Consider the following 24,964-nt stretch of genomic DNA (forward strand, 5'->3'; position numbering starts at 1 on the left):
CCTAAGGAAGCAATGAAATATAACCTGCGCGATATCATTAACGCTGTTCCATCACGGTTGGGTTGTTCATCCGTAACAAATTCATATCCCTGTACACCTAACCAGGAACGATATCTTCTTGCTTCATTGGGAGGCTCGCAAAGCTATTATTTGCCTCTCACCTTCGTTTTGCCATCTGAAGTTTCCGTTTCGCGCCTGCGTCACTCGGTGGAGCGTATAATTACGGAGACTCCTGCACTTGGTGCAGCCTTCAGCCACTTAGGCATCGGACGATTTACCTGGCACCCCGTAGGGGTGCGCGCTTTGGGAATACGCCAGGTTTCCGTGCATAGCGAAATAGAAGCAGTGGGCGACGCAACAGCCTTTATCCATGGAGGTCCTGGCCCGCTCAAGGAGCCGCCCTGTAAGTTGCACATCGCACGCTTGCCTACTGGAAGCCATCTTCTAACATTGGCCTTGCACCATGCCGTGGCTGATGCTGTGAGCCTCGGCCTCGTGGTTGATCGGATTTCGGATAATTACACCATACGCCACCACAGTAGAATTCTTGGCTCCTTTACCACTGCCACGAAAAATGATGATCTTGGGCAACACGGGGGCCTAGCCTTCGAAAATGGCATCGAGCGGTCAGATCAGTCGGATCGTACCTATTGGCAGCATGCTTTGGCAAACGCCGCTGCTGCCGGACCGCTGCCACTTCTGAAGCCTTCATCGAACGGTGAAGCAACTACTCGGGACGAAGTAATCAAGCGGCTCGGCCCAGATGCGTTGCGCCGCCTAACCGCTGCAGCGCGAGCGGCAGGTGTGACGACCTTCGAAGCTACATTTGCCGCTTATCTACTGGTTCTCAGCCGGCAGACGGGCCGATCTGCCAGCTGCGCAACGTTCCAGAGTTCAGGCCGTCGGGCTCACCCCGAACGAGAAAACGTCATCGGCGTATTTTCGAATGCCTTGCCGGTTCTTGCGGTTCCCAACCCCGATAAGAGTTTTGCTGATCATGCTCGTGTTGTGCGTTGTGCCGTTCGTGCGAGCCTACGTCATGAAACGCTACCTTACCATGAGATCATCCGCGAGACGGGCGTCCATCCCCGCTTCGGCATTAACTGGTACCCAGGCCTAGAAACTCTAGATCTCGATGGCTTCCGCATTCCGGGCGACCGACGAGTTGGCTGGCAGTCCGATTTTGATCTTAATTTTCATATCTTGCAGACAGAAGGGAGACTGGATCTTAGCCTTTCTTATCCTGTAAAGCGCCTACACGCGTGGCGCGCAGAGATAGTTCTCGACCATATCACTGCCCTTCTTTCCAGCGATATTCTTAATGATGTACGTCCGATACGCGACATAAGCCTGTCGGGAACACATCCTGCTGTGGTCACCTCTGCTATTAGAACCAGAGAACCAGAGCCCGATACCTCAATAAGCGCTCGCGTGGCGCAGATTGCCAAAGAGGATCCAGAGAGAACTGCAATTGTCGCCTCGACCGGAACGCTCAGCTACAATGTATTGAAGCACGATGTAGACATTTTGGCGGAAGCGCTTATTGCGCGCGGTGCCGGACCAGGAAATGCACTGGCGATCGAGTTGCCCCGTGGTTTGGCTACCGCCACGGCTATTCTTGCTGCCGACCGTGTAGGAGCAGTTTTTGCCGTCTACGATCCCGATTATCCCCCAAATCGGCGCTGCGCGATGGACAATGCTCTGCGCCCTATCCTGCGATTAAGGGCAGCCGCATCGGAGTTTGCCACAGCGTATAGATCAGATCCGGACGCTGGGAGGGGCAATGGCACCCATCATAAAGATCGAGATATGGGATCTCCTTCTGTAATCAATCTCGCTTCGGGGGCACTAGTTTTGCTCAACACCGGGATTGAGACGCCCTTGGTGCCATTGCCGGGCGCTGCACGTTATGCGCTTTTCACCTCTGGAACCACAGGCCGTCCCAAATGCGTTCTCGCAGACGGCCGAGGACTTTGCCGCTTCCTTGAACGCACTCGTATGGATCGCGCGATTACAGCCGACGATCGCTTTGCCCTTCTCGGAGGACTAGGTCATGATCCTATGCTGCGCGATGTACTACTGCCGCTGACATCTGGCGCCATGCTACATGTACCTTCGGAAGATACGCGGCGTGATCCTTATGCACTCTTCGAATGGCTTTCTTCCGTTCGTCCAACGATGCTGCACCTCACGCCGCAACTCGCCCGTTTCCTCGCATTCGGCGCACGCGGCAGAACACTGCCGACCCTGCGGCATGCGACGTTCGGTGGCGACATGTTGACTGCGGATGCTATCGCTGTTTTCCAAGCTATTGCGCCGAAGGCGGCAATCTCCAACCTTTATGGTGCTACTGAGACACCACAGGCGGCTAGCCTTTATGACCTCGCTCCCGGGGAGATGGAAGATCAAGAAAGTGGGGACGGAAAAGCCGCCGCTCGCCATTGGGACATATGCCCTGTGGGCCACAGTGCAGGGTCGCGAAGGTTGGTGCTGGAGTTCGATGGACGTGCCGCCGCAATAGGGGAACCCGCAGAAATCGTTGTGGAGGGAGACGATCTGGCCTTGGGCTACTACGACGCTGCGGATGATAAGGTGCAATTGGGTCGTGGAAGTACCGGTCTGCCCCTGCGCCATCGTACAGGCGACTTGGGTTTACGAATGCCTTCCGGCGATGTGTTGGTGCTAGGCCGGGCAGACGATCAAGTTAAAATTCGCGGGTTCCGTGTTGAGCCTGCTGAAGTCTCTCGCCACCTCGAAAGTCGTGCAGACATCGCGCAGGCCCTGACCATCGCTCGACCTGGCGCAGACGGGGAAACTGAACTCGTGGCTTATGCGGTAGCTAAAACTGGCAGCGGCACCGTTGGGACCGATACTCCAGTTAACAGTGAGATGCTGCTGGAAAGCTGCCGCCAGAATCTTCCTGCTGCCATGGTGCCCCGTGTGGTAGTTCTCCTTGATCGTCTTCCCTTAACAGCTAACGGAAAAATTGACCGAGCTGCCCTTCCAGATCCTGACAGTATTCTGAAGCAGGATCTGCTTAATGAGCGGGGTGTAAACGGGAGCAGCCAGACCCATAGAAGCGACCGGTCTGGTATGATTACGCCAGAAGCCGCTGCGCTGGCAGGGGCTGTGGCTGATGTTCTGGGACGCGCATCGGTGTCTCCAACCTCCTGTGTACGTGACCTCGGAGTCGACTCTCTCAGCTACCTTTCAGTTTCGCTCGCGTTAGAGGCGCGCTTGGGTTCGCTTCCCAGGCAATGGGATACCCTTCCCTTGAGTTCCCTTGCCGAACTTGGGGCAGCATCTTCCAACAATACTGAAAGCGGCCTGCAGAGTGCAGAGTGGTTCCGTCATATCCGTCTGGTGGAGACGCCCGTTCTTATGCGTGCTGTCTCAATCGCTGCCGTGGTTGCGGGCCATTTCGGGTTGATTGCATATGGCGGCGCGACTTCTGCACTCTTCTTCATCGCTGGACATAGTTTTGGACGTTTTCAAATACCCGCCGTTTTACGACAAAATAGCATTGTACCAATCCTCAACCTTGTCGCTCTAATTGTAATACCAACAATACTTTATTCTATTCTAATTCAAACTGCCTTCGCCAAACCCGAGCCACTGACGCTATTAATGCTAGGCAACCTGCTCGGGCCAAATGCGGTCGGTGGCTTGACTTACTGGTTTGTGGACGTATTAGTGCAATGCCTACTCGTACTAGCTGCAGTATTAGCTTTTCCGCCTGTTCGACAGGCGATACGTGAACGACCTTTCGAATGCGCATGTTTCTCTGTATGTGCCAGCGTTTTTATATGCTATGCGATTGGAGCAGTATGGAATACAGATTATCTTTACGACCGCGTTGTTCATGAGAAGCTTTGGATTTTCACGTTAGGTTGGTGTCTTGCGCAAGCAATATCACGGTTACAAAGGATTCTTGCTACGTTGCTTACACTTGCTGTGCTAAGCCTAAACTTTGTGATGGTAGACGGCGCTCCCCAGTTCCTGACGGCATTGGCCTTCATTGTAATTCTTGCTGTGCCGCGCCTACCTTTCCCTAAAATTGCAGCGATTCCAATAACCCGTGTAGCCGCTGCATCACTGTTTATATATCTCACGCACTTTCAGTTTAGATCGGTGGCGAAGTACTTGCCAGAACCCCTTAATCTAAACCTATTAGCTTTTATAATTGCTTTGGTAGGAGGAGTAATATTGCACCGCATCTGGGATCGAATTTATCTAATCTGGAGGAAAAACAGTCACAGATTTGGTTTCAAAGAGGAAAGAATAGATTCCATGGCGGTGAATAAGACGGAACCTGAAGAAAGCACTTTCTGACAGCACCTATGCAACCCTTCCTGCTTCCGGCCATAATCCTCATACAGACTGGAGCAACGCTTGAAGGTAAGGGGGGGCAGTCAGTGATCGTTTCATGCCTTATCATCGAACTCGATATCCAATCTACCTCTCTCACGCCCTCCCTCCGTTCAACCTCTAGCTGCACACCTTCCCGTAATTGTTTCATTTAATTGTTTCCGCCCCCTCGGAGTTCAATTAACTCTGCATGCGCATATCCTGCTGACCACCTGCGATATCGATCCCGAGCGCTTCACTACCAAGAGGCAGCGTGTCCTAAGGGCGGTGTAGAGACATTGTGGATGTCCTCTTGCAAGGGCGGCATCGTCGCTTCGATCGCCGGGGTCATGCGGACGCCGAACCGAGCCTCGCCTTCCGGGCTCCAGTGATCGCCGTCCGACCAGTAGAGATGCTCGCAGTCGTAAAGATCACGGCCAATGTCGAAGTTCAGCACCGGCAGCACCCGGATATAGCCGATGCCGCTGTCGGCCGCCTGATCGGCCAAACGGCCCTCGAGTCGCTCGAAGATTTCCTGATGGGCGGGGCGCAGGCGCAGAAGGTCGGACGAGCGGTCGCAGGCGATCGACAGCATGGTTTCGGGTGCGACATGCGGCTCTATCCTAGGCCCGAACCAAGTGACGGGCACGACGGCGTTGAAATGTTCTAGCACCGCGAAGACCTGATTTATGGCGGCCTCGTCAAGCTGCGGCCGCAGGTCGCTGCCATCGGTGAACAGGTGACGGGCGCGCGGCTCGCCGTTCTGATCGGTCAGCAGCCAGAAGCCTGCCTGCACATAGACGGCCGAGCCGATCCGGTTGGCATGTCGTTCCAGGAACCGTGGCAAATTGGTCGTGGTGCAGTCAGTTCCAGCGACATGGGGGCGGCACTCCTGCTGGGATAGGCCCAGCAGGAAAGGACGATCCGAGGCGGCATACATTGCTGACCAGGTGTCGAGAGCATGGGAATCGCCAAAGATCGCCAGGGCCGGACCATGTTCGGCAGAGCAGCGCAAAACGCGGGCATCCGTCGCTGCATTGTAGTCGCTGACAAAGAAACGGCAGGGATCGCTGTCGTCTGTGGCAAAATGATCCATCTCGGCCATCCGGGTGATCTGGTCCAAAAGGGGGCGGTTCTGCGGCGACAGGCTGGCAGTGGAATAGGCCTGCTGGGCGCCCGTATAGTTCAGCGCTAATCCCACTGAAGCGATCAGGACAGAGGCAGCGACTGTCGTGCCCAAAATGCGCCGGACCGGCCAGGGATAGTGCCGGGTCGGCTGCTCCGACAGGCTGGCAGTGGAATAGGCCTGCTGGGCGCCCGTATAGTTCAGCGCTAATCCCACTGAAGCGATCAGGACAGAGGCAGCGACTGTCGTGCCCAAAATGCGCCGGACCGGCCAGGGATAGTGCCGGGTCGGCTGCTCGACATATTTCCAGCTGAGAAAAGCCAGCCCGATCGACAGCGCCGCCAGAGCCATCATCACGGCCATCGGTGGGTGATCCGGGCTGGCCAGCCGGGCCAGGGCGAACAGCGGCTGGTGCCACAGGTAGGCGGAATAGCTGATCAAGCCGATGAAGACCGGCCCGCGCATCGCCAGCAGCCGGCCGACCGGGGTGCCCCCGTCCGCAAAGAGGATGATCAGCGCCGTGCCCGCCACCGGGGCCAAGGCATAGACCGAGGGAAAGGGCGTGTCGCCATCATAGAGAAAGATTGACGCCAGGATCAGTCCTAGCCCCAGGGTCGAGGCCAGGGCATGGCCGGACCGGCCGCGCTTGAGGATCCAGATGGCGCAGAGCGATCCGGCCAGCAGTTCCCAGGCGCGGCTGAGCAGCAGGAAGAAATTGGCGTCGGGAGCGCGGGTGGACAAGAACTGGCTAGCGATCAGGCTGGCGCCAAAAATTACCCCCAGCACCATCAGTGCCGGGCGTGCGCCCAGCCGCCACAGGCCCAGCAGCAGCAGGGGGAAGAGGACGTAATACTGCTCCTCGACCGCCAGAGACCAGGTGTGTAGAAGCGGCTTCAGTTCGGCAGCGGCGGCGAAATAGCCGCTTTCCTTCCAGAACAGGATGTTCGAGGCGAAGATAGTGACGGCCGCTACGCTCTGGCTGAAGTCATTGAACTGGCTGGGCAGCATCAGGAGGAAAGCCAGCGGGATGGTGCAGGCGATGACCAGAAACAGCGCCGGCAGGATCCGGCGCGAACGGCGCGAATAGAATTCGAGCAGCGAAAATCGTCCGGCGATGATCTGGCTTAGGATGATGGTGGTGATCAGATAACCCGAGATGACGAAGAAGATGTCGACGCCGACATAGCCGCCCGAAAAGATCCCCAGCCCGGCATGGAACAGGATCACCGGCAGCACCGCCACCGACCGCAGGCCATCGATTTCGGGACGGTATTTCATCGGCTCTGATCCTAGATGTGCGGCATGCCCAGAATGCGGCTGACCTGGGGGGCGTCGTTGGTGGCAGCCTGCACCTTGGCCGGGGTCCAGCCGGTGGTCGGCAACAGTTGCCGGAAAGCGGCGCCAAAGGCCTCGTTCATGGGGTGGGTGAAATGGCCGTCCGGCGCGAAATTGGCAGGGCTGCGCGGATCGGCCAGATCCTGGGTTGCCAGATATAGGGATCCGCTGGTCCCGCAGAACCGGCCCGGTGATCCCAAGCAGATCGGCATCGTCCCGTTCAATGGGCTCGCCCTAGGGTAAAAAACGATGAAACAGAATGCCGAACTCTGAGTCTTAAGCTGCCCTGCGCACACAGGCACCTTAGTCCATTCAGAGACCCAAAATGGTGCTTTGCGAGATGGCGCTGATGTGTCGTCATCGATGCATGAACCTCATCAAATAAGCTGCGGTCTTGCTTATTAGCCAAGAACCAAAATACAAAAAGAAAGTTTTTCTAGTAAATTTAATAGACTCTTAGGGATAAATAGATAGCTAACCTTTAGGACAGCTATAGCACTACCTGTGGTTCCTACGTCGTGCGCTTTTCGGTAGATAGGCAGCCCGGACCGGCTGACACCCCTTGCAGGGAACCCCGTCAGCCTACGCCAGCACCAAGCGAAGAAGCTTTAGGCTGATGAACGCTGCCAAATCACATATCCTGCTCCCTACAGTCCGCCCCTGCCTGTCATGCGCATCAAGATCGCCGTGAATGGGGACAGCACCTACGACGGCGCCCAGCTTGGACGCCTCCTGGCTGTCCGGGGTATTCGCGCCGGCCCTCTTTCGGTTGAATATGACCGCGCAGGCGGCCTGCGTCGCTATACGCTTCTGGCCTCGGCCTATGATCTCGACATCGACGTGGAACGTCTCGCGCGGGCGATACGGGACAACGCTCCGGTTCAGGAACTGTCGATCATCCCGCTGGAAAACGAAGTCGGCTGACGGCGGCGGGACTTGAACTGTGTTGAGTGGCGGCTGCGGGCTTATCCGCCTTGGCCAACCTGCCCCTGGCACCATCCGCGGCAAGGTCCAGCGGCCGTTTGATAGGTCAGTCAGGGCCTAACGGGCAGAGTTTCCGCCGAAGAAGACGAGACCTCAATAAGGAGAGAGGATACACAGCAAGGCGTTGGGGAATGAACAACGACAACATTGCCGAGTCTTCGAAACCTAAATACAAAATTCCTCAGACTCAGAACAAAGGGGTTTTCATTGGCTGGCACGTCACACAAGGTCAAGGTTGCCTATGTTACCGACAAAGGCTTTCTGAGGCCAACGCTGCTGTCAGTCTGGAGCTTGCTGCAACATCTGGATAGCCCCGCCGAATTGCACATATGGGGAAATGGTCTTGAACCTGCGGACTGGGCGGATGTCCGGAACGTCGTCTCGGAAAACCCTTTGATCAAGCTGATCTGCAAGGACATCAGCAACGGGTATCTTGATGGCGCGCATGGCCCGCAAAGCTATATTTCTGCAGCCACGATGGGTCGCCTGTTCATTCCCCGCATGATCGACGGTTATGTGCTTTACATTGACGGCGACACGCTGGTGACAGGTGATGTCGCTAGGGCGTTCGAAATCGACCTGGGCGATGCCTATGCCGGGGTGGTTCGTGACTATACGATAGCTCATTGGCTCGCTAATCCGGATGAAAACTCGCTCGAGCGCAAGGCTCGACTGGCAGAAATCCAGCAGTTCATGAAGCCTGCGTCCTCGCAAGACTATTTCAACGCTGGAGTTCTTTTGTTGAATTGCGACAGGCTGCGCGCTGAGCCAAAGTTGCTCGCTCGTATCGAGGACGTTGTGGCGGCATCTGCTTGTAGTCATGGCGATCAGGATCACCTGAATGCCTTGTTCAACGGCAACGTGGTGCAACTGGATTTGGGATGGAATGCGTCCTGGGGCCGAGTCCGTAAACACCGGAAGTTTCTTGCACGATCGGGAACTCCCACAGAAGGGGTCATGCTGGGAGCCCCTTTCATCCTACACTATCATGGCCCTGAAAAGCCTTGGCGGCGTGTGCAATGGGATATCTGGTCTTCGCGTGGCCGGGCCACCTTGATCTATCAGCGGACCTTGCGGCGTTTTCTGCAAAAGCACCCTCATTTAATGCCTGTCTGACCAAGGCAGTTTGCGCCAAGGTGGATGCACGGCGCATTTCAGGAGCGAGATTGAGATGACGCGCCTTTCAAGCCCAACAGAGCGAAACGTTTCCCGGGCGCTTCTTGTCGGCCACTTTTCGACGGTAGGGGATGTCGAGGTCCTGCGGCAGATCGAGAGCAGGCTGGACGCACTAGGAATAAATTACGATGTTTCTCCATATACTGACGCGAGCCTGTCCGTGGACGCAACGTGGTTGGACAAACATACTTTGGAGCCTGCGCGCTATACGCATCTGGTCGTGATCTGCGGGCCCTTTACCCCAGAAATGGCAGTGCAGCATGACGCCATTTTCGGACGGTTTCAGCACTGCGTCCATATCGGCGTGAACCTGACGATGGTGAAGAGCATCCAGGACTTCAATCCGTTTGAGGTTCTGCTGGAGCGTGACAGTGACCGTATGGTTAGAGCCGATCTGAGTTTTCGGGAGGTCTCCGCTCGCATCCCTGTGGTCGGTTTGTGTCTTGCGAGCGCGCAGCGGGAATATGGCGGACGACGCAGAGGCGACCTCGCGGCCGAGAAGTTGCGCCGCCTTATTCAGAACACAGGTGCAGCTTTCATCGAGATGGATACATCCGTGCCAGTCGAGATCAATCGGTTCGGCTTGTCCAACGGATCTCAGTTCGAGGCGATTTGCAATCGGCTCGATGTCATGCTGACGACAAGGCTTCACGGCATGGTCCTGGCCCTGAAGAACGGCGTTCCGGTCGTTGCAATCGACCCTGTCGCCGGAGGCGACAAGGTCATGCGGCAAGCGCGCCACTTAGGTTGGGACGAGGTGTTCGATGCGGACCTTGCGAGCGAGGAGGATCTTTCCGCCGCTCTTGAACGATGCCTCTCAAAGGAGGCTAGAGAAAAGGCGGCGTCGATCAAGGATGCGGCAATCCTGTCTCTTTCAGATTTCGACAAGGAGTTCGCCCTTGCCTTGACAGTTCCAGCCGAGCCGGAACTGCGCGCCCACCTCGTTCCGCCAGATAGCAGGATACGAGCGTGGCGCAAAAGCTTCAAATCGTGGAAACGCAAACGTCGAAAGGGGAAGCTTTCGTAGACCAATGATGATCCGCAGAAATAGCGTCTCCAGCAGAACTTCGCACCCCAAAGCGCCTGTGGAATAGCTGAACGACATTTTCTGCAGGGCACACGAACGTCTGCTTTGCCGCCCTTCACCGACGTTCGATGTCCCTGGCTCATGCCTTGGGATGCAGTCATCAGACCGCCTCCACCACGACCCGCGCCCTTTCACCGCCCAAGGCGGCAAAGGCCCGCTGGCGGCAGGTCAGGACGAGGATCTGCTGGTCCTGCGCCACGCGGTGGAGCGCGGTGAACATCGCCTCGATCCGGTCGTCGTCGCTGTGGACCAGGGCGTCGTCCAGGATCACCGGCACCTGAGTGCCCCTGCGGGCGAACAGACGCGCGAAGGCCAGGCGGGTCAGGATCGCCACCTGTTCCCGTGTGCCGCCCGACAGGATGTCCAGTGTCTCGGCCTGGCCGTCTCGGGTCAGCGCCGAGGGCAGCAGGGTCTGGTCGTCGATCTGCAGCGTGGCGCCGGGATGGATGACGGACAACAGCGGCTGCAGTTCGCGCAGCACCGGCCCCAGATAGGCGTCCCGCGCCTGCCGCCGGGCCTCGTCAAGCGCCTGGCGCAGGCGGAACAGGACCTGCACCTCGGTCCCGTATCGCGCGGCGCGGGTTCCTGCCTCGGCAAGCCTGCCGCGCACCTCGTCCAGATGCTCCTCGATGCCTTCCTCGGCCAGGGTGCCGATGGACCCGTTCAGCATCGCCAGATCCTCGCGCAGCCGGTCGCGCTGCGCCTTCGCCTGGTCCGCCACCGCCTGCGCCCGCGAAAGGGCGGCGCGGGCCATGTCGAGATCGGGGGCCGCCTGTTCCAGCCGCGCGCATTCGACCTGTGCATCGGTCAGGCGCGCCTGATGGCCGGTGCCCGCTTCGCGCAGACCCTGCAGCCGCGCAGTCAGGTCCGCAGGATCGCCCGCCTCAGCTGCGGCCGCATCATGGGCGCGCAGGGCGGCGGCAAGGGTGGCGCTTGCGCCCGCCCGCGCCTCGGCCGCGACCTGCAGGGCGGCCTGCGCCTCGGTGGCGGCGGCGCGGCAGCGGTCCTCGGCAAGGACGGCCTCTGCCAGCTCGACCTCCAGGGAGGCGGGATCCTCGGCCTCGTCCACCGCCACTCCAGCCTCGGCCAAGCCCTGGGCATGGGCCTGGCGCAGCGCGTCCAGACCATCGGGGGCAAGCTGGGCCAGCAGGCCTTGGGTGCTGCGCAGCGTGTCGTCCAGGCGTTGCGCCTCGAACAGCCTGGCACGCGCCTGGGCGAGATCCTCGGCCCCGCAGGCAGCCAGCCGCTGGGCCAAGGCCGCCGCCGCCTTGTCCAGCTGCGCCTCGTCGCCGGTGGCGCGGGTGCCGGGGTCGATGCGCATGGTGCCGATGCCCGGCAGGTCGAAGTCGCGCGGGCCGGTCATGCGGTGCGGCCCCTCGGGCAGGTCCATGCCATCGGCACGGACCCGGGTGGCGCCGGCATAGCCGAAGCTGACACTGACCGACTGCGCGGCAAGGTGGGCCTCGGCGCGGTTCAATGCGTCGCTGGCCTGTTCGGCGGCGGCAAGCGCCTGGGGCGTCACCACCAGCAGGCCGCGCTGCGCCCGCTCAGTCTCAATGGCGGCGCGCAGGCGTTCGGCCTCGGCCAGGGTGCGGGCCATCTGTTCGGCCCGGTCCTGTGCCGCACGGGCCAGGCGCGACCGCTGCGCCAGGGCCAGGCGGTCGCGCAGCGCGCGCGTGCGCCCCTCGGCCTCGCGCAGGGCGGCAGCCGCGTCGCGGTCGATTTCGGCCAAGCCGGTGGCCCGGGCCTCGTGGCGGGCGGCGTCGTCCCGCGCGGCGGCAAGGGCTTGTCCGGCGCCGGTCGCGCGGTCAGCCAGCGTTTCCAGCCGCTCGATCCCGGCGCGGGTATTGTCATCGGTGGCGCGTGCCAGGGCCAGGGCACGCTGCGCCGCCCCCAGCCGGTCGGCATGAGCCTCGGCATCGGCCAGGGCAGTGCGGGCTGCGGCCAAGGCCTCGGCGCGACGCTGATCCTCGGACGGGTTGTCCAGCGTGGCAAGCTGGCGCTGCGCCTCGCTGCGGCGCGCCAGATCGCCCGACAGGCGCGCGGCCTTGGCAGCAAGCTCGGCCTCCTCGGCGCGCAGGGCATCCGCCTCGGCCTCGGCCCGCGCCCATTCGCCGCCCGCCTTGGGACGGCCGGTCGAGGTGGCCAGCCGGGCAAGCGCATCGCCCACCCGCGCCACGACCCCGTCCAGCCTGCGCCCGCCGGTCATCATCTCGATCTCGCCCGCGACCGAGGACAAGAGGTTCCGCCGCGCCGACAACGCCCGTTCCCGATCGGACTTGTCGCTCGCTGAACTGCCTTCCGGCTCCAGTCCCAGAAGGCCCTGGCGCACCCAGAGAAGACCCGAGGGCGCCGACAGGCCGCCACCCAGCAGGGCGTCAATCCAGGCCTCGGCCTCATCGTCCTGCACCAGGAGCCGTCCGTCGTGCATCACCCTGGCCCCTGCGCGCGACAGCCACCGCTTCTCGATGCGAAAGGGACCCTCGGGCAGCTCGATCTCTATCGCCACCTCGGGGGCGCCGCCCGCATGGGGTTGCAGCGCCTTGACCGCAGACTTGGTGGCGCGGTGACGTTCGAAGAACAGCGCATGAATGGCGTCGAAGAAGGTGGACTTGCCGAATTCATTGGGCTCGCAGAGCACGGTGATACCGTCGCCAATCCCCTCGATCCGGGCGGTCCGTCCGGCAAACCGCCGCACGTTGGTCAGCTGAAGGGCGCGGATCTTCATGCCTGCACCTCTTGGGCCAGGCCGTAGAGCCGCGCCAGAGCCGATGCCGCGATGTCGCGTTCCGCCGCGCCCAGGGCGGGATCCTGCGCCTCGGCCAGCAGCGCCTCGGCGGCCCGCCGCAGGGCGCCCGCCCGGTCGATCCCGTCCAGGTCGTCGGGACGTGCCTCGGTCGCCAGAGCCGACAGGTCATGTCTGAACCAGCCGAAGTCGGGGCCTGCCGCTTGGGCGGCTGCGTCAAGCGCGGCACGGTCGGCCAGCGGCAGCCGCCCGGTCGCCACCAGCCGCACCAGCAGGTTGCGGCGCAGGCTCAGTGGGGGCAGGGCGGCATCCAGCCGCGCCAGGGGCTCGTCGCCCGGCAGCAGGTCCAGGCTCACCACCTGCCAGCCCATGCTGCCGGTTTCCACCGGGCGCACGTCGGCCGTGCCATCCAGCGTGACCAACAGGGCGCCGCAGGGGGCGGCATGCTTGAAGCCGTCGGCCTCGGGTGTGCCGGAATACCAGGTGGCGGCGTTCACCTGCATCTGCCCGTGCCAGTCGCCAAGGGCCAGATAATCCAGGCCCGCCAGCCGTGCCCGATCCGGGGCGATGATGCCTGCCGCGCCTTCCTCGCCCGAGAAATCGGCAATGGCGCCATGGCCCAGGCCGATGCGCAGGCAGCCGTCCGGGGTGGGGGCGGCCATGGCCTCGGTCAGGTCGCGGCCGGGGCGGCGCTGCGTGCAGGGGGCGGGCAGGATCACCACGCCGGGGGCGAGGTCCACCGGATCGGAACTGGTGATCGCCCGCAGGTTCGCAGGCGCGTCCGAGGCAATGCGGCGCCACAGTTCCGTCGCGGCCAGGCTGTCGTGGTTGCCGGGCAGCAGCACCCAGGTGATGTCGGCCTCGGCCGCCATGGCGCGCAAGGCGTGGCGCAGGGTGTCGGGCGCCGGGGTCTCGGCATCGAAGGTATCGCCCGCCAGCAGCACAACACCCGCGCCGCCGTCGCGCGCCGCCTGCGCCAGCCGCGCGATGGCGCCGTGGCGGGCCTCGCGCAGGCGGTTGCGGATCCCCTCGGGATAGCCGCCGAAGGCCTTGCCCAGGTGCAGATCGGAGGAGTGCAGGAAGCGGAACATCGGGGGCAGGGGTCCTTCAAGTCGGCAAAGAGTGCGGACCGAGAACAAACCACGCACCTTGCGAGCTCGGCAACCCCCAAGAGGCGTGGAAATCCTGCTTTTGCTTGCAGTCTGCCCCCTTCACCTGCGCTGCCTGTGCTTGAGAGGCAGAGACCTGCCGGGTGTTTTGTGACGGGTTGAGAGCAGGAGGAGAGGCCTCCAGCGCCTGTCGGAGGACATCCCGATGCCCAGACACAATCGCACTACCCAGCCCGACGCCTTCCGCAAGCTGTGGCGATCCTGTGGGTTCGTGGCCCTTCCCGGGAGCCGTCACGAAGTCTCCCGGCGTAAAGCCCGGAGCGCGTGCCGATGTTTACACGCGGGTCACGGCCGAGATCATCGCGGCCATTGAGCAAGGGGCAGGGGAGTGGCATGCGCCATGGTTCCACAACGGAACCAGTGCCGCCCGGCCGACCAACGTCGCGTCCGGCAGGCGTTACCGTGGCATCAACACCGTGGCGCTGTGGGCGGCTGCCATGACGGACGGTTACAACGATGGTCTGTGGGGCACCTATCTGCGCTCGGTGCGCAGGTGCGCAAGGGCGAATGCTCGACCACCGTCGTGCTGTGGAGGCCAGGTCGCCTCATCCGACGCCGCAGATGACGATGACGATGACGATGACAACAGCAGCCGTGTCCGGATGTTTGCCAAAGCCTTCTCGGTGTTCAATGTCGCACAGGTGGACGGATACGAACGTCCCCCGACATGCCTCCTGTCTGAAGACGAGCGTATGGCGCAGGCGGAGACCTTTATCGCCAACCTGGGGATCAGGACCGTCTTCGGGGGTTCAGAAGCCTGTTACTGTTCATCGTCGGACACAGTGTTCATGCCGGACTTTGCGGCGTTCAGGGATGCACCATCGTTTTACGGTGTCTGGCTACACGAGAACGGCCATGAACCGCCCCGGGTTTGCCGGAGAGTAAAACACTCAAAGGATGAGCCCTATGTCAAAGCCGAGATTTACCCCCGCCTATCCGGCCGAGCTTCGCGAACGCGGTGTTCGGCTTTTCCGAGAGAACCGTGGCGACTATGCCAGCGACGCGGCCGCCTACAGGGCGATCGCGCGTGAGGCTTGGCTGTTCGCCCGATAGCCTACGCGTGTGGTGCCAGCAGGCCGAACGTGATGCCGGTCAGCGCGGCGGACCGACGAGCGCCGAGAAGGACAGGATCAAGGAACTGGAGCGCGAGGTCCGTGAATTGCGCCAGGCCAATGAGATCCTGAAGAAGGCCAGCGCATATTTCGCAGCGGCGGAGCTCGACCGCCCGTTCCGCAGATGATCGCGTTTATCGATGATCACCGTTGTGTCCATGGTGTCGGGCCGATCTGCCGGGTTCTGGGGATCGCACCATCGACATTCTACAGCTTCAAGGCTGGGGAGCGAGACCCCGCCCTGGCATCGGATCGGGCCAAACAGGATGGCCTCGACCTGGCTGCCCTCAAGGAGGCCTTCGATGACAGCGGGGGCCGTTATGGCGCGTGCAAGGTTTGGCACCGTTCGGGCTGCCCTTGAACCGATGACGGGCTTGCCCTCACCGCCGCGAAGGACGCGAGATTGCCCGGCTCGCACCGTCGAGCGGCTGATGAAGACGATGGGATTGCAAGGCGTTGTGCGCGGCAAGAAGGTGGTCACGACCAATCCCGATATTGCCCAGCCATGCCCGGACGACAAGGTGAACCAGGCCTTCAAGGCAGACATGCCGAACCAGCTCTGGGTCAGCGACTTCACCTATGTCTCAAGCTGGCAAGGGATGGTGTATGTCGCCATTCGTCGGGAAAACAGTCCACTGGACTGTTTTCTGACCCTCCTCATTCCTCGACGTCTTCGCCCGGAAGATCGTTGGCTGGCGCGTCTCAACCTCGATGACGACCGGTTTTGTTCTCGATGCCCTGAACCAGGCCATCTGCCAGAGGGCACCATCCGAGGACTGTTTTCTGACCCTCCTCATTCCTCGACGTCTTCGCCCGGAAGATCGTTGGCTGGCGCGTCTCAACCTCGATGACGACCGGTTTTGTTCTCGATGCCCTGAACCAGGCCATCTGCCAGAGGGCACCATCCGAAGCTGACAAGCTGATCCATCATTCGGACCGCAGCAGCCAAGGCGTATTTAACCGGTTGTCGCAACACCCTGAACTTGGAGGTGTAGATGACGACAGGAAGCCGAAAATCCAAACGATCCACGCGGCGCAAATTGTCCTCGCCAGGACGGCCGCCCATCTGGCAGCGTGAGCATCTGTGTCGGTTCTGGCAGGAGATCGCGGCAGGCCTCTCCAGTGAAGAGGCAGGTATTGTAGCCGGTGTCTCTGCTCCTGTCGGAAGCCGCTGGTTTCGGAGTTCTGGCGGAATGCCTCCCACACATCTGGCCCCATCTTCACCGCAGCCGAAAAGCCGCAATCTTTCCTTTTCTGAGCGTGAGGAAATAGCCTTGGAATGTGCTCGGATGACCGGGGTGTCTGACGTCAGCGCCCATGGGACAGATTAGGCAGATTGCGTGATGGAGGGTTTTTGGCTCATCGTAGCCCTTATGGAGCGAAGATGAGCAAGAAACCCATGACGACGAAAGCCGAGGCCAAAGGAGTCTCTTCGACGCACTCGACATCAAAAAGCCCGCCTGAACCCTCGTGTTGTGGCAAATCCGCTAATCCGGGGTAGCAATATCAGGGGCTTAAGATTTTAACTGTCGAAGATGGGTGGCCATGATTCAGGCTCCGCAGATCGAGACCGCCGCGAAGATGCTTGGCGTCTACGCCGCGCTCGACCCAAGTCGCGCCTCGGTGGTGGCGCTTCCCGGGCCGGCGAAGCTCGAGGACGCAATCAGGTAAGCTTCGCCGTGGCCAAGTACCAAATGGGCGGTTCGGCGGCGACCGACTTCATTCCGTCGCAGTGCAGGTGGGATAAGCAGATGGCGGCACGCCCCTCGGACGTGCTACCATCACGACGTTCATGCGATTGCATGCGGGCGTTCATCCGGAGCATGTCAAATGAAAGGACGTGGAAGCTTCGATACCACTCTTTTCCGTAAAGTGCTAAGTCTTGCTCTGTTATTCGCGGCTGTAATGATTCAACCGATTGTCCCAGCAAGAGCAGCCGAATGTCAGAGCGAGTTTCTGGCGAGCAATTGGTCGCAGAAGATTGGGGCACTGAAGGATGAAAAACAGGTCAATATGCTGGCGGACTTACTCGCATTTGCCCATTCAAACAGTTGTCCTGGCTGTTACTTCGCTGCCTTTAATCTGACGTTTGGCAATGATGCTACGCTAAGATCCCTAATTGAGGCTTGCTCGGATGAGCAGTTGCTGGCGATCGGCACGGAAGTCATCACTCCCTATTTGGGAGCGGACTGAAATGTCGTCAAACCGAGATCAAGTGCGTCGACCATTCAACCATGATTAGGCTACATGCGCATTTCATGTCACGGTTCATACAATGCGTTTCCATTGCCAGCGATGGCGAATGGCGCCCAGTAGTGTGGGTGAGAAAACAGCTCGTCCGTGTGCGCCACGGCAAGGGCGGCTTCGTTCAGCGCATCTCCAAATGATCGTGAGGTGCCCTTGTGCAGCCGAGCGGCGGCCATCGTCACAATCGCTGCCGAGGCCTGCGCGTTTACGTCCCAGTAGGAAGCCACAACTGAACGCGCGCCGGCCAGAAAAAAGGCCTTCGCGAGTCCGGCGAAGGCCTCAGCCCCGCGATCGTCACCGCCACTGGCGGTACTGCAAGCTATCAGAAGCACAACGTTCGCCTCGAACCGCAGAGATTCGATTTCGCTTGCGGTAAGCAATCCATCGTCGGCCGACGTTTGGCACCCGCCTTGCTCCGGAGGAGAAAGAATGAGGGCCGGCTCAGCAACAATTGGAAGCGTCGAGTACTTGTCTACCGAAATCCCGTGCGTAGCGAGGACGATGGTACGGAATCGCTTTAGGGGTTGGCGACGGAACGCGAACTCGGTCGCCTGCCCACCTTCAACGATGAAGGGCCAGTTCGAGCCCAACCCAAGAGCTCTTGCTGTCTGCGGTAGAAGCGGGCGCAAGATATCGTCAATCGGCGGAAGTTGAGCGATGGCGTCGCAGTTGGCCACACCGCCGACCTGCGACAAAATTACCGGCGTAGAGCCGGGGGCCTGGCGATGATCTCCCAGTTGAGGATTTCCAAATCCCAGAAGTTCTAGATCCGCTCGGTTGTTCGGAGTACGGCCGGCGACCAGCGCAAGCGAACTCGCCGAAGGAAGGACCGAAACAGCGTAACGGCTCGCCAGCCAATCAATTTCCCGATAATCGCCACTCTTCCAATTTTCGTTAGGAGCAGCGGACTTGACAAATACTCCGATTGGGATCGTTTGAAGTATCCCATCGGGCACCAAATAGACGTGGTCAACTTCACCTAGATTCTCCATCAGCGGCGCAATCAACAGGTCGTGGGCCGCGTGCGCCAGATTGACATCAAAAGCGGAAGGCTCCGGCGCGCTCAAGGATGCTCGAAGCGGCGACAGCAGCGGAGCAAGGATATCTTCGGTCTCGGGAAGTAGTTTGAATTGTGCTTCATTGCTGCGCACAACCCAAGCGCCGGTCCCGCCGCGGTCTATTAAATAAAGAACTAGAGCCTCCCCCGGTCTCAGCAACTTCTGAACCGTAGTGATGGGCAGAGGAGGAGGGTTGAGCACACTTTCTCGGCTACGCGGATCCTCGCCCAAGATCGCGCGAACTTCGGCAATTCGCACGCTCGCAGACGCTATCTTAGTACGTACCGTGGTTTCAGCTGTTTTGTTCCTTTCCGCCTCTGGAAGCCGTACCATTCGGAGGACGTCCTGTTCCAGTTGTGCCAGAGTATGCAATAAGTCGCGGTGTTCCCGATGCAGACCGACAAGCTTCGCGTCGGTTTGGTTTCGCTCGATGCTCTGCAGAAGCAACGCCTCCGAGGGAGTGGTCGCGCGGACAAGTTGCGCCATCTCAAAAGAAGGTGAAAGATAGGTACCTACAGTCGTTGAGTCATCTGCCATGCGCCGCATGAGGTACGCCAAATAGGTCTTGAAGGCCTCCTGCGCGCTTTGAAATTCTCCAGCAGTCTCGCCCTGTTCGTCGAGTCCCAGCAACCAACCACGGTTCCTGAAGGTCTGAACAGCTTGCCGAAGGGGAGCTTCCGCCTCCGCGGTTCTCCGCGCGGCTAAATAGTAAGCGCCCAATGAAAGTTCCAGGCGCGCGATCCCAGGATGGTCGTCAGACAACTGCGCCTTCGCAATTGCTATCGCTTCCTTTAGTTTGGCTTCGCCGTCGTCAAACACGCCGAGCCCCATATTGGCAACAACGAGAAGTTGGAGCGCTTCTGCCGCATGAAGCGATGATTTCGAGCCAATTCGTGAAAGGTCGTCTAACGCTTTTACAAGCCACTCTTTGGCATCGACGAACTCACCACTACCTACTAAGATCTCTGCAAAGGCCAACTCGAACTCGGCAAGGTCAGCAATGTCCGATGGGTTCCCAGTCGCACGCACATCGGCGATGAGCTCTTGCATATTTTCAATGGCTGAGGCCGTGTTGCCCTGATCAAGCAAAATGCGCGCGGCGAGGAGGCGGGCACTTCGTGCCAGTGAAGTGCGGGCCGGACTGTCATCTTTCGTTTGTCCCAGACGCTCGCGGATTCTGCGTACGATCGGTAGCGCCTCCTCGCCTCGGCCTAAATCAAGCAGCAGACGGGCGCGGTTTAACTCAACCGTAAGAGAGTCAAGTTCATCCAGCGGGGCAGTCCCCTTCATCTCCTCAACTGCTTGCTCCAAGTAACCTAATGCCTCTGCAAAACGCCCTTGGCAGATGTAGGCAAATGCCAAGTCATTGTGGAGCGTACATGTACCTGGGCAAGAACCGGGAAATTCCCTTTCAATTATTTTGATCTGAGCGCTAAGTAACTCCAAAACCTCGCCACACTCACCTTTATCGCGGAGAATTTCGCTAAGTTGACGGAGCGCCGTAACATACTCAATGCTGACTTCTCCTGCTAACTCGTACGCCGATATTGTCATTCGCAGCAGGCGCTCAGCGTCGTCGGTGCGGTCCATCCGCATGTACAATTCGGCTAGGATCTGATGCCCTTCGGCGACGTTAGGGCTCGTATAGATGGCCGCCCGCTCCTGGAGCTGTCGGCCGCGCGGTGTCGGGCGACCAACTGGTGCGATCTTGTCGAAATATCGCTGGTCCCGCTCGACGATTCGGCCAATGTCCCACATATAATTTCTGTGGCTTTTCTGCTGCCTCTCTGCAATATCGATCGCTTTGCGAACGGCCGCTTCAGCGGGGCTGAGGTCAGATTGAGCGGCATAGGCTCTGCCAAGATCACGATTGAATCGATAGTACTCAGGTAATCCGCCAAACAGATCCGTGTTTGATTCTATGAACCTGATCGTCTCAAGGCTTGTATTTATTACGTCCGTCCATCGGCCGAACTTGGCGTAAAGCGAAACTAAAGAGTGCTGCAAATCTATATAAACGTAGTCGCGCCTATCGTTGGGGATCGTTAGTAGAGCAGCTTTTAGTTTAGCCTCGGCACCGACCTGGTCGCCGCGCTCCAAGAGCGTCTTGCCGATCCCTCCCACAGCGCGCGCAAGATCAACAGTATCGCCGTCTGGCTTTCGCGCAAGATCCTCTGCTTTTGTGTAGGCTGCAATCGCATCGTCGAAGCGTCGCAGCCCCCTTAGAGTATCCCCGTAGCCCGAGTAAGCATCGGAGAGACGCGTACGTGCATACCAACCAGCCGGCATGCTTTCCATGCACTGAATCGTGTCTGGGAAGTCCGCCGCAGCGGCGTTATAATCTTCCGCCTGAAGGGACAACTGCGCGACGATCTTCAAACCTGACCAATCGCAATCGGCAGGCTCCTCGGCCGTTGCGACCGACCGAACCCACGGCAGCATGGTAGCATCTATGATGCCAATTGAGGTGATTAAGGCTAGACAAAGGGGTAGCGATTTTGGCCTAGGCCAACCTCTCACCACGTGGAACATTAGGGCTCACCCGTTCCGATCGCGCCGTTGAAAAATTCCGCAAGAAGCGGCAGCTGAAGGGGGCGATTCTCGGGATCGAATTCCATCCACTGATGACCAACAACCGCCTCGGCGGGAGGGTCAACTCCTAGGGTCTTGCTAGTGCGCGTCTCATAGATCACTGCAGGTGTCACGGCCACAACGACTGGAGCTTTGCTCTTCAGCATAACGCTTTTTTGCTGACCCCCGCTGGCTTGGACGTCAAAGCTCGCCCCGGCGGCGGCAAGGATCTGGTTCACCACCACCCCCGCGTCAGCATTTGCAACCAATCCGAAGAAGATCGTGGGCTTGGCTATGTAGGTCCCACTCACGATAAGGAGGGGGCGTATCGGTTGGTCAATCTTGACAAACCGGCTGAGCAACGGTGCCTCCGCTTCTGGGCAAGCGGTAGTGTCCAAGGCCTTGAGCAGTTCCCTGGGTGAGACCTGCGCAAATGTTGCGTCCTCGTATTTCAGAATTCCCAACTGCTGAAAGTCAGCTTTCAGGCTCGCCTTACCCAATCCCCAACTAAAGCCAGTCTGGACATCAGCCTTCGAGAGCCGCACTTCCTGCAAGAATTCGGCGGGTCCCGGCTGTGGAGCGACTAGGCTAGGAAAGCAGTCTTGGGAGCGGTACAGCAGGGCAGCTGGGGGTTTCAAGTCGTAGATGTCGCCGATCTGAATGCCGCGGGGAACCGAAACGGCGATCGCACCCTGATCCAGGAACACACGGGAGATCGCCTCCTCGTAGGTCGCACGAGGATCAAATGCCTGGGCCTGGGCGAGGCACATCGAACTCTCGAGAAGCATGGCGGCCACAATCGTGGGAAGGCCCAACCATTTCACCGGCCGCATTGTTTCCTCCAAGTTCACCGGAGCGTGTTCCGATCATCGTTTCGACGGTGGACGCGCAACATGCTCGTTGGGCCATAAAAATATGCAATGTAAAGAGCACGGCGCATGGAAGCTCTCGCACACTTATGGAATCAACATTACATTCAACTACTCCGCAGCAGGGGCGTCAAGCCGGCAATCAGCGCCGCTACCTCGCGGTGCTATAGCCGCCGGCGTCGACTGCGTAGACATCGGTGGTGCAGCGTACCTTCCTGTGCCGGTACGCGCCCTACGTGCAGGCGGGCCGGCGAGCGCTGCCTGACCATACTGACAACGTCGGGTCAGTGCCGCGCTCTACGCGGCTTCCTGTCTGACCCGACTCAAACTGGGTAGGGTGATCAGCGCTCCGACACGTTGCGGCGTATTCAACCAGAGCGGGCCGAGAACGGCGAGTGCAGAAAAGGGCACAAAATGGCGGAGGGAACGGAACGGGCCCTGGATTGTCGCTGAATTATCAATTCGTTATATTGTATGGGGAACCTGGATTCAAACCAGGACTAACGAAGTCAGAGTCCGCTGCCGGATCGAAGTAATACCAATGGCCTTAACTATTGACCGCCTTTGGGTACTCTTGAGTAAGCAATTTTTCCGACGCGTTTGGGATGGTCTGCGAAGGCGCCATATGCGTTGCGGCATCGCTCGACGATGTATTCTCGGAGGTTTCGAAAACCGAAATGGCGAGGCGGTCAATGGTTAAGGCCGTTGGTTCTCTACATGGGGCTGCTGCGTCAAGTCTGTTTTTCGGCCTTGCGCGCGACAATAGCGGTCTGCGGGTCCTGGTTCTCTTCGGCGTCAGCACGCGGGCCGCGCCACTATCCCGGTCTTTCCACATTCCGAACCTTCTGGGCGGCGCACTGTATTAAACGCAGCTTGTGCTGCAACCAACGGTCCCGCGCTCATCCCTCGGGTTCGACCTCTGCCGCACTCGGCTTGGCCGAAACTTGTTTCCCGACCTCAGGCCGGGCGAAGCGATCCTCCCTTTTCCGCGTCGAAGTGGCTTTCCTCTTTCCACAGGCGCAGCAACAGACAAGCGAGCTTGCGTGCTACCGCCACGCGGGCTTTCTTCGCGCCGACGCGCCGCATCAGGCCGAGCCCCCAGCTTTTGAGCGGGCTGGTTCCGCGCCAGCTCGTCAGGAGGCAATTGGCGGCTTCGTAGAGATAGTGCCGCGCTGCCCCATCGCCTTGCCGGCTGATCGCCCCGGACACATCCTTTTCTCCGGATTGGTACCGCTTTGGCGTCAGCCCGAGATATCCTCCCACATCACGTGTGCGTCGGAACCGCCCGGGATCCTCGATCGCCGCCATAAAGGCCAGCGCCGTAACCGGGCCCACTCCGGGGACCGACATCAGCCGCCAGCATGTTTCGGAGCGCTGCGTGAGAGCTTGCACCTGGCGATCCAAGGCGGCAATCTGCATCTCGATGGCCGCCAGAGCCTCCAACAATGCATTGACGCATGCGTAAAGCAGATCATCCTGGCAGACCGCTGAGCGCGCCGCCTCGTCGAACCGTTTTGTGCCCTGCCGTGAGGCCAGCCTGATCCCGAACGGACGCAAGAGGCCCCGGATCTGACCAAAAAATGTTCGCTTGTTCCGAACCAGCTGATCGCGCGCTGACAACAGCGCCTTGATCCGATGGCTGTCCTCCGATTTGACGAAAACTTCCGTGTACCAGCCCGTGCGGAGCATCTCTGCCAAGGCCCGAGCATCCGCAACATCAGTCTTCATTACGCGTGCCTTCAAGGCATCTGCCGCACGACGGGCATCCATCACCACCACTGGCAAACCAAGGGCCTTCAAGCCTCGGGCCAGCCAAGGCGTCGTCGAGCCTGTCTCCAGACCAACTCGCTCCAGAGAACCGCGCCAACGGTCCAGGGCCTCACCAATCATTCCGGGATGTGTGTCCGAACTTCCCCGCCAGACAACCCGTCCATCGGCGTCAAGAACGCAGATTGCCGTGCGCTTGAGGCTCACATCCAGTCCAACATAATACCCCATCGCTGCTCTCCTTTCAGCGTTAACCGCCTCAAGCATCGAAGCTCAGCGGCGGAGCAGCAACCGATCATGTATGGGATGTATAAAACATCCGCAGTAAGGTGTCAGAGCAAACCGGCTGGAGCGGAGCACACCGGCCACGTAGCATCTACCGATGAGCAAGCGCGGTCCGCTCCGGTACCTCAGGACGTGACCCGAGATCATTCGCCCCAACCAGCGCGCCTGAGGTGTCGTGCAAGGGAGTGGGATAGAGGATAAAGGGCACGCGCGTGCCGTCCGGTCGCTCAGCAATCGCTTCCATGCCCCGGATTGGTCGATCCTCTTTCAGGGCCATCGCCATTGGGCACTGGTCGTGTGGGAGCGGCGAGCCATCTGGCCAGTAGTGCTTCCAGGAGCCGCATCACTCATCTTTTCCCAGTTCGGGACGGTGGCCCCAGAGGTCCACAGCAGCCTGGTTGTAGAACGTGATCCGTCCAGCAGCATCGGTGATGTACACGGCAGCGGGCAGTGCTCCGAGCAAGTCGCCGAAGCACCATTCCGGCATATTCAAGTTAGTATCGGGCTGCGGGCGAGACGCACTTCGGTCTCGAAAACTGAGCAGCCATCGCGTCTGCTCGGACTGCGTTTCCAGTAACGCGGATCGGTCATCGTCCTGAAACATCGTCCTCACCTAACGTCTGGAGAATTGCAGGCATCTGCGGCGTGCTGTTGACCAGATAGGCAGTTGTGTCAACTTCGGACTGAAATGGGCCATTGCCCGGCGTGATACTGGGCCATGATCGCGGGTGTGGCCTGCGCCTTGGCCCGCGTGGCCCCCCCACGCCGGACACGTGCCAAGGCGCACTGACCGAAGCCTGGTTCATGGGGAGCTGCGCAGTTGTTAGTTCAGGAATTGCGCTTGCGGCCTTGGCGGAGTCTGAAGCTCTCGCCGTTCATCTCGAGGATGTGGACATAGTGGGTCAGCCGGTCGAGGATGACGCCCGTCAGGCGCTCCGAGCCGAAGACCCCGGTCTATTCGCCAAAGGGAAGGTTGAAGGTGGTGATGATCGAGCCGTGCTCGCTATCTCCTTGGGTGACCAAGCGAAGCCCTTTCGCTATTTTCGGATTAGCCCCGAGATCATCCCCCTGAACGTAGTCCTCTA

At 59.8% G+C, this 24,964-nt stretch carries 15 protein-coding genes, 5 pseudogenes and 1 other annotated feature; of the genes and pseudogenes, 11 read left to right on the forward strand and 9 right to left on the reverse strand.

Translation table 11 applies throughout. From position 1 onward, the window contains the following. Positions 1–12: 12 nt before the first annotated feature. Positions 13–4,332, forward strand: coding sequence for an AMP-binding protein (locus Q5701_RS20805; protein WP_306752848.1), 4,320 nt, complete (start codon positions 13–15; stop codon positions 4,330–4,332). Positions 4,333–4,606: 274 nt separating this feature from the next. Here Q5701_RS20805 and Q5701_RS20810 read toward each other — a convergent pair whose 3' ends face one another. Further along, on the reverse strand, positions 4,607–6,751 hold the full coding sequence (locus tag Q5701_RS20810; protein ID WP_306752849.1) for an acyltransferase family protein: 2,145 nt from the start codon (positions 6,749–6,751) through the stop codon (positions 4,607–4,609). An 11-nt stretch (positions 6,752–6,762) separates the two neighbouring features. Further along, positions 6,763–7,020: a hypothetical protein gene (locus Q5701_RS20815; protein ID WP_306752850.1), complete on the reverse strand. Its 258-nt coding sequence runs from the start codon at positions 7,018–7,020 to the stop codon at positions 6,763–6,765. Between the two features lie 457 nt (positions 7,021–7,477). Between Q5701_RS20815 and Q5701_RS20820 the strand changes: the two genes are divergently transcribed. The 3 genes from Q5701_RS20820 (at position 7,478) to Q5701_RS20830 (ending at position 9,995) form a co-directional block, all read left to right on the forward strand. Further along, entirely contained in the window at positions 7,478–7,732 is a 255-nt protein-coding gene (locus tag Q5701_RS20820) for a hypothetical protein (RefSeq protein ID WP_306752851.1), read from the forward strand. A gap of 267 nt (positions 7,733–7,999) precedes the next feature. Then, a complete protein-coding gene (locus Q5701_RS20825; protein ID WP_306752853.1) occupies positions 8,000–8,908 on the forward strand; it encodes a glycosyltransferase family 8 protein in 909 nt (302 codons plus the stop codon). Between the two features lie 55 nt (positions 8,909–8,963). Beyond that, entirely contained in the window at positions 8,964–9,995 is a 1,032-nt protein-coding gene (locus tag Q5701_RS20830) for a polysaccharide pyruvyl transferase family protein (protein WP_306752854.1), read from the forward strand. 160 nt (positions 9,996–10,155) lie between these two features. Here Q5701_RS20830 and Q5701_RS20835 read toward each other — a convergent pair whose 3' ends face one another. Both Q5701_RS20835 and Q5701_RS20840 read right to left on the reverse strand, forming a co-directional pair. Further along, positions 10,156–12,783: an AAA family ATPase gene (locus tag Q5701_RS20835; protein ID WP_306752855.1), complete on the reverse strand. Its 2,628-nt coding sequence runs from the start codon at positions 12,781–12,783 to the stop codon at positions 10,156–10,158. Beyond that, the gene (locus Q5701_RS20840; protein WP_306752856.1) at positions 12,780–13,892 is read right to left on the reverse strand and encodes a metallophosphoesterase family protein; all 1,113 of its coding nucleotides are present in this window, start codon (positions 13,890–13,892) and stop codon (positions 12,780–12,782) included. Before Q5701_RS20840 ends, Q5701_RS20835 begins: the two co-directional genes overlap by 4 nt. A 281-nt stretch (positions 13,893–14,173) precedes the next feature. Here Q5701_RS20840 and Q5701_RS22985 point away from each other — a divergent pair. From Q5701_RS22985 to Q5701_RS20865, 7 genes and pseudogenes are all read left to right on the forward strand, one after another. Continuing rightward, positions 14,174–14,833 (forward strand): annotated as a pseudogene (locus Q5701_RS22985) (ArdC-like ssDNA-binding domain-containing protein); the annotation flags it as partial. A gap of 43 nt (positions 14,834–14,876) precedes the next feature. Further along, on the forward strand, positions 14,877–15,023 hold the full coding sequence (locus tag Q5701_RS20845; protein WP_306752857.1) for a hypothetical protein: 147 nt from the start codon (positions 14,877–14,879) through the stop codon (positions 15,021–15,023). Between the two features lie 141 nt (positions 15,024–15,164). Beyond that, positions 15,165–15,281: a sequence feature (AL1L pseudoknot), on the forward strand. 185 nt (positions 15,282–15,466) lie between these two features. Then, positions 15,467–15,699 (forward strand): annotated as a pseudogene (locus Q5701_RS22990) (IS3 family transposase); the annotation flags it as partial. Positions 15,700–15,890: 191 nt separating this feature from the next. After that, positions 15,891–16,160: pseudogene (locus Q5701_RS22995) on the forward strand (DDE-type integrase/transposase/recombinase); the annotation flags it as partial. Then, a pseudogene (locus tag Q5701_RS23115) lies at positions 16,078–16,395 on the forward strand (IS30 family transposase); the annotation flags it as partial. The pseudogenes Q5701_RS22995 and Q5701_RS23115, both read left to right, overlap by 83 nt. Before the next feature lie 232 nt (positions 16,396–16,627). Then, positions 16,628–16,753 (forward strand): hypothetical protein, encoded by a 126-nt coding sequence (locus Q5701_RS20860; protein WP_306752859.1) that lies wholly within the window; start codon positions 16,628–16,630, stop codon positions 16,751–16,753. Between the two features lie 159 nt (positions 16,754–16,912). Next, positions 16,913–17,275, forward strand: a complete 363-nt coding sequence (locus Q5701_RS20865; RefSeq protein WP_306752860.1) for a hypothetical protein — start codon at positions 16,913–16,915, stop codon at positions 17,273–17,275. Between the two features lie 68 nt (positions 17,276–17,343). Here the strand turns inward: Q5701_RS20865 and Q5701_RS20870 are convergent, their stop codons facing one another. From Q5701_RS20870 to Q5701_RS20890, 5 genes and pseudogenes are all read right to left on the reverse strand, one after another. After that, positions 17,344–20,829, reverse strand: coding sequence for a CHAT domain-containing tetratricopeptide repeat protein (locus Q5701_RS20870; protein ID WP_306752861.1), 3,486 nt, complete (start codon positions 20,827–20,829; stop codon positions 17,344–17,346). An 89-nt stretch (positions 20,830–20,918) separates the two neighbouring features. Next, the gene (locus Q5701_RS20875) at positions 20,919–21,791 is read right to left on the reverse strand and encodes a hypothetical protein (protein WP_306752862.1); all 873 of its coding nucleotides are present in this window, start codon (positions 21,789–21,791) and stop codon (positions 20,919–20,921) included. A gap of 993 nt (positions 21,792–22,784) precedes the next feature. Further along, positions 22,785–23,825, reverse strand: coding sequence for an IS110 family RNA-guided transposase (locus Q5701_RS20880; protein WP_306752863.1), 1,041 nt, complete (start codon positions 23,823–23,825; stop codon positions 22,785–22,787). Between the two features lie 397 nt (positions 23,826–24,222). Beyond that, positions 24,223–24,483 carry a PAS domain-containing protein gene (locus Q5701_RS20885; protein ID WP_306752865.1) on the reverse strand — a complete coding sequence of 87 codons (261 nt, stop codon included), beginning with the start codon at positions 24,481–24,483 and terminating at the stop codon, positions 24,223–24,225. 224 nt (positions 24,484–24,707) lie between these two features. Further along, positions 24,708–24,815, reverse strand: a pseudogene (locus Q5701_RS20890) (ATP-binding protein); the annotation flags it as partial. Between the last annotated feature and the right edge of the window lie 149 nt (positions 24,816–24,964).

Origin of the sequence: Paracoccus actinidiae (assembly GCF_030863885.1) — a bacterium.
GTDB classification, from domain to species: Bacteria; Pseudomonadota; Alphaproteobacteria; order Rhodobacterales; family Rhodobacteraceae; genus Paracoccus; species Paracoccus everestensis.